A 512-nucleotide genomic window follows, 5' to 3' on the forward strand; every position below is an offset into this window, starting at 1 on the left:
ATTTTTGGATGTAAATAAGCAGCTATTTCTACGTCTGATTGAGATATATATCTTCCTGCCCATTTTTCTATAATATGCTTTAGAGCTCTACTGTGTTTTGGTTTTGTTTTTATTGTTGTCTGAGCATCTAACCATTCATACGCCATCCTAATACAGTCTTCATGCTCGTGAAGAATGTCTGATGGATGTTGGTACTTGAAGCCAATTTTGGCATCGTTCATTTCTTTGTCAGTAAGCACTGTATCATTTCCTCTTATCAAAATACTTAACCAAATATGGTAATGTTMGATGTCACGAAAATGGGGCGGCTTTTACACCGCTCCAGAGCAACATCAGAAGTATTTTAGTGGCTAAAATACTCCTTGTCCTCTGAGCAAGCAGATGAGCATAGCACAGAGCAGAACAGACCCGGAGCGAGCGCAGCGCGGGAGCGGCGTAGCCCGCCCGTCAGGGCGGCTGGGGGGGAGTAAGCCGAAAAATCGAAGATGACTGTTCCGGCGCCTGCGTGAGCG

1 protein-coding gene is annotated in these 512 nt (G+C 44.8%); it reads right to left on the reverse strand.

Annotated elements, in window-relative coordinates; all coding sequences use genetic code 11:
• Positions 1-239, reverse strand: a 239-nt coding sequence (locus tag KP708_RS15615) for a hypothetical protein (protein ID WP_215757275.1), incomplete at its 3' end; no start/stop codon positions are given.
• Positions 240-512 lie beyond the last annotated feature (273 nt).

Source organism: Gluconobacter sp. P5H9_a, assembly GCF_018812085.1.
In the GTDB taxonomy this organism is placed as follows: Bacteria; Pseudomonadota; Alphaproteobacteria; order Acetobacterales; family Acetobacteraceae; genus Gluconobacter.